This is a genomic window from Gammaproteobacteria bacterium (genome assembly GCA_028819075.1).
Taxonomy (GTDB): domain Bacteria; phylum Gemmatimonadota; class Gemmatimonadetes; order Longimicrobiales; family Gaopeijiaceae; genus BD2-11.
This window is the reverse complement of sequence record JAPPMM010000001.1, coordinates 1-5681: the sequence shown is the minus strand read 5'-3', so window position 1 is coordinate 5681 and position 5681 is coordinate 1. Positions and strand designations below refer to the sequence as shown.

General features: G+C 67.8%; 2 protein-coding genes. Both read right to left on the bottom strand.

Annotated elements, in window-relative coordinates:
* Positions 1 to 2015: cadherin domain-containing protein (locus OXU32_00010; GenBank protein ID MDE0072355.1), on the bottom strand; the 2015-nt coding region annotated here is incomplete at its 3' end.
* A 196-nt stretch (positions 2016 to 2211) separates the two neighbouring features.
* Positions 2212 to 5232: a leucine-rich repeat protein gene (locus OXU32_00005; protein ID MDE0072354.1), complete on the bottom strand. Its 3021-nt coding sequence runs from the start codon at positions 5230 to 5232 to the stop codon at positions 2212 to 2214.
* Between the last annotated feature and the right edge of the window lie 449 nt (positions 5233 to 5681).

Below are 5681 nucleotides of genomic sequence, written 5' to 3'. Positions count from 1 at the left end.
TCCGCATCGACGGAATCCCTCGCCGTGGCGGTGAGCCTGTAGGTGCCCGCTGGCGGCTGCGCCTTTACCGTGATCGCGCCGGTGCCGGTGCCGATCTTGAAGTAGGACGAACTCGACAAGAAGTACCGTACCCGTCCGCCCTCCGGGTCCTCCGCGTGTACCCGGCCCAACTCGGTGTTCACCGAGACCGCTTCGTCCGTCGTGAAGGAGTAGCTCTCCTGGTCGAACTCCGGAGGCTTGTTCGGCGGGACCACCTTGTTGACCTGGATCGTCACCTTCGCCGTACCTTCCGCATCGACGGAATCCCTCGCCGTGGCGGTGAGCCTGTAGGTGCCTGCTGGCGGTTGCGCCTTCACCGTGACCCACCCCGAGGACAGGCCGATCTTGAAGTAGGACGAATTCGACAGCGAGTATTCCACCGATCCGCCCTCGGGATCCGTCGCGTGTACCCGGCCCACCCTGGCGTCCACCGAGACCGCTTCGTCCGTCGTGAAGGAGTAGCTCTCCTTCTCGAACTCTGGAGGCTTGTTATCCGGCGGTCTCACTGTGATCGTCACGTCATCGGTGTGGCTGAGAGGGCCACCATCGGTGACCGTCAGTTTGAAGACCAAATCAGTAATCTGGGCCACAAGAGGTGCCTTGAAGGTCGCCGTCCTCTTGTTCGCATCCTTCAGCCCGTCGGTCGGAGTCGGGCCCTTGGTCTGCACCCACGCGAACTTGTGCGACGGGGTGCCCCACGTAGCGTCGTCGCCGTCGAGATCGGTGCTCGTGCCGCTCAGCGTCACCATTTCATTTGACTTGACGGTCTGATCTTTCCCGGCATTGACCGTCGGCGCTTCGTTCAAGTTGTTGACATTGATGGCGACGTCCGTGGTGTCGCTGGCGCCGCAGGCATCGTGCACGCTGACGCTGACGACGTAGGAACTCCTCTTCTCGTGGTCGAGGCGGGCAGTGGTCTTGATCTGCCCCGTCACATCGTCGATGGCGAAGAGCCCCGATCCCCCGCTCAGCTTGTAGAAGGCGATGCTCTCCGTGGGGGCCGTCACCGGAGCGCCCACGTCCGTGCCCGCCCGCTCGTTCTCGTCGACGGCGCGATCGATCCGACCGTCCAGAAACTCGACGGTGCACTCGATGAACCCGAACCGCTGTTGCAGGTCGATCCGCAGGCCGTTGCCCGCCCAGGCTCCCGCTCCGCCCGCCGCTGCGGTCGCCGCGACCGCCGGGTCGAGCGCGACGTAGAACATCTCGACCGGCTCGGACTCGTCGTCCTCCAGCGTCCTCACGCTGATCGTCTTCGAGCGCTCGCCCGGCTCGAAGACGACGCTGCCTTTCATCCCTTCGTAGTCGGAGCCCGCCAACGCAGTGCCGTCGCTGGTGCGCCAGCCCACCGACACCCGCTCGGCCACCGCCGAGGACAGCGTCACCATCGAGTTCCACGCCGCGCCCTCCGGCAGCGTGTCGTTCATCGGGGTGATCTCGACCGTCACCGTGCCGTGGTCGGCGATCGTCGCCGTGGCCGGGGCGGGGTCCACCACCGCCGTGGCCGCGCCGCTCGCACCCGTGAGCGCCAGCACCACCGTCTCGCCGTGGTCCAGGATGTCGTCGTCGAGCGCGGAGAGCACGATCCGCGCGCCGTTCTGTCCCTTGGCCACCGTGACCTCGCCCGACAGCGCCCGGTAGTCCGTGCCCGCCGTGGCCGTGCCTGACACCGAGTATCGGACCGTCACCGCTCCGTCCGCGGTGCTGCCAGCAACGGAGACGTCGAAGCTGCCCTCCGAGCCCTCGGCCACCGAGCCGCCCTCCGGCGCGGCAAGCGTCACGCGCAGCGTGTCGGCAACAGCGGATGCTCCGGTGGCGGGAGGAGAGGCGGCGGCCGGACTGGTGGCCCCCGCGAGCGCGAGGGCGGCGAGCGGGACAACCGCAAGCGACCGGACCACAGCGCGCGGGAAGAGGGGGTTGGCGGCACCGCCAGGGCGCACGGGTGGCAGGGCGGAAAGAGTGGGGGAAAGGCGCATCGGTCGGTGCGTCCTGTGGGGGGAGGGTCGGAGGCTGGCGTGGGCCGCCGGACGCTCCGGCGGCGCGAGAACGACGGAAGGTAAGGGGAAGGCGCGAAAGCACAAGCCCAGCCCGGATCATCCGAATCGGGACGCGCGCAGGATCGCGACAGCAATCGGCCGGGACGGATCCGGCGAACCGACTGGCGCTGTCTATTCAGTCGCGGATCACCCGCACCACCTTGCCGTTCTCGTCCACGACGACCACCGGCAGCCGGAGGATGGCGTCGGTCAGTTCGAACGCGTTCCTCTCCGGCCCGTCCGAAGCCGCGTCGCCCGCCGCGCCCCCCGTTCCGGGCAACCTGTACTCGTCCGCCTTCGTCAGGTCCACCTCGTACCCGATGTCCGCGAGCGCCTGAAGCGTGATCGCGCTGATCACGTCAGCGTTCGACGACATGATCTCCTCGCCGAACACGTTGCGCCGCCAATGGACGCCGTATTCGTCCATCGGGATCTTCGGACCGTTGTAGGCCGAACCCCCGGCCGCGTCGAACGCCTCGACCGCCAGTGGGCCGGTGAAGTACCACTCGGGCGGGGATCCGATCTCCCTTCTGAATCCCCATCCGGGTCCGAGCAGCCCCAGGACGTGCCCCATCTCATGCTGGCCGACCTCGCGAAACAGGTCCAGACTCCACTGTGCGGCGAGAGTTCTGTAGCTGGCTCCGCCATAGAAAGGCAGCCCGGATTCTTCGCGCTCGCCCGCCGCCCAAGCGTGGGTAATCGAATTACCGGGTGCCCACACCGTATGCACCAGAAGATCGTCGACGACGCCGGCCATGCGGGGACCGTGTTCGCCATGCGTGTCCATGTACCCGTCGATAGGCACATCCGGGAGGTCGCCGACCACCACCTCCTCCCAGCGGTCCGCCGCCCGACGCATCGCCGCCTTCTGCTCGTCGGTGAACCCAGGCTCGAAGATCAGGTCGATGTTGAACCGGTCCGGGTCGACGGCTGGCGCCACCTGCACCGCCAAAGACTGGCGTGCCGCCAAACCGGCCGGATCGGTCGCCGTAACCACGAGTGCCGCTTCGCCCTCGCCCCGGGGCTCCATCCACAGCACTTCGCCTTCGATCCGTCCCTCGATTACCGTTCCGTCGCTCGTCTCGACCGCGTAGGACAGCGAGTCGCCGTCGGGATCGGAGAAGTAGGGACCGAGCGGCAACGGCTCGGACGCACCGCCAGCCTGAAGCCAATACGCCGGAGCCGACTCGCGGTATACCGGCGAGCGGTTGTCCGACTCGGCGAACAGGACCATCTGCGCGCCCGGCACCACCTCAAGGCCGTCGTAGCGCGGGGGCAGCCCCGGCGGCTGGCCGAAGCTGACGTGCACCGCTCCCGCGCCACCGGACGGTGGCCCGACCACCAGCGGCGTGCTCGCCGTGTCGCCGACCGCCACCTCGAACCACGTTCGGGATGCCCTGCCGCCCTGAACCGAGACCGGGATGCGGAAGCCGAACGGAGCCCCGTCCGGCACCCTCATCACCACCCGCGCCGGGCCGGGCGCCAGCGTGTCGGCCGCATCCGTTCGCGCGAACTCCACCGCGACCGGGAACGGCGCGCCGGGGTTGTTAACGCCTTGGAACCGCTCGAATCGATCCATGCCCGCGAAGGTGCCGGAAGGCAGAGCTTCGAGGCGGTTGCCCGCCACATCCAGGTACTCAAGCCTCCGTAGCGCGGCAAGCACCCCAGGCCTGAGCCGGGACACGCGGATGCCGCGGATGTGCAGCTCCCTCAGAGCCCCCAGCCGGTCGAACACAGCGGGCGGCAGGTCGAACAGCGGGTTGCTGGAAATATCCAAGACCTCCAGCCGCTCAAGATGGTCGAAGACGCCCAGTCGCAGGGACGACAGGTGGGTGTCGCGCAGATCTAGGCTCCGCAGTTGCGACAGGCTATCGAAGATGCCCGGCGGCAGCTCGCCCAGCTTGTTGTGAGCGACCGAACCGTACAGCCTCAGGTGTTGCAGGTTCACCAGACCCGCGAAGGTTTCCGGCTGGAGATCCGACAGCCGGTTGTAGTCCAGGGCAAGAACCTCCAGCGCAGCCAGATCCTCGAAGATCCCCAGGGGCAGCGTCGTCAGTTCGTTGTTGCCCAGCCGTACCTCGCGCAACTGCGTCATGCCCGCGAAGATGCCCGGCGGCAACGCCCTGAGTTCGTTGTTGCTCAAATCCACATTGTCCAGTCGAGGCAGATCCGCAAAGATGCTCGGCGGCAATGAAGCCAACTGATTGTAGTGCAGCCGCAACCTCTCAAGGTTCGCCAAGCCCGCGAAGATGTCGGGCGGCAACGCCGCCAGGTGATTGAAGATCAGCCACACTGACCTCAGGCTGCCGAGCCCCGTGAAAATGTCGGGCGGTAGCGCCGTCAGTTGATTCCGTGACAAACTGAGCACCTCCAGATTCGACAAGCCCGCGAAGTCGCCGCTCCGCAGGGTCGCAATGCCCCGGCTGCCCAGATCCAGATTGCCGATCACCGCAAGGTGCTCCTCCGTCACCCCCGCACAGTCCGCCGCCCCCGCCCGCCTCACCAACTCATCGGCCACTTCGGGCGTCCGCGCGCAGACGCCCTCGTCCGGCAGCGCCAGCGCCTTGATCTCCGCCCGCGCGCCTCCGGCTACCGACGCGACAAGCGTCTGGGCGCCCAGCGTCCCGCCCAGCGTCCACTCCGTCCACGCCATTCCCGCGCTGTCGCTAAGCACCTCCGCCGGGCTCGCCTTGCCGCCGTGGACCGATGCGTCGAACCGCACCGTTTTCGCCGCCGAAACCGGCGTGCCGCCAGCATCCAGAAGCCGCACCCCCACCGGCCGCCAGAGCGGTGTCCCGACGACCGCCTCCTGCCCGTCCCCGACCGTCTCCAAGGCCGCTGCGGCCTGCTGCACGCGCACAAGCGCTTGGCTCCACTGCCTGCCCCGCTCCGCCAGCAGCCCCGCCGTGCCGTTGCCGCGCGCCGTCACCGTCCCGTCCGCGTCCACCACGAACACCGTCGTGTCCCGGCTGCTCCAGCGCACCGCGCCTGATTCCGGCCCGCCGCCGCCCCGAATCGAGAACGCGAACTGGTGTCCGATGTGAGTAAGGGTCAAGGAGTCCGGCACGATCTGAAGCGACGGCACCGGTTCGACCACGGGATCGGAATCGCACGACCCCAGCACCGCCAGGAACAGTGCGGCGGCCGCCACCGCCATCAAACCCACCGGTCTCGCGCTACCTACGGCGCGCGGAGGCAGAGGATTGTCCGTCAGATCTCGGGTCGCGTCGGCTGCGGGCATTCTCGTTCGTGTCGTCCTTCCATGTCGGGCGTCAATCACCATCCTCGTGTTCAAAGATGCCCGACCTCCGGCTGCTCGGGCAAACAAGCCGCGGACTCCGATGTTCCCGGTGTCCGTCGAGAATAGGCGAGACGCTGCCCCGGACCGGGCCGGTGCCCTGGCGGCAGCCGGGAATGCCCCCCGGGCAGTACCGGACACTGGGACAGTCTCGGAGTCCGAGCCGCTCCCGACAGGTTGACTTGTCCGCGCAAGACTGGTCACCGTTTCGGGCATGGATACACCGGATCGGCAGTTCAGCCCCGCGGAGAGCGTACGGGTCGTCCAGCAGAAGGAACATGCGAGGGCGCTGGAGCCCTTGGGCTGGA

What these genes read in the sequence shown, in the direction of transcription:
- OXU32_00005 (MDE0072354.1), bottom strand. Translation starts at nt 5,232, where the DNA reads ATGGCGGTGGCGGCCGCCGCACTGTTCCTGGCGGTGCTGGGGTCGTGC.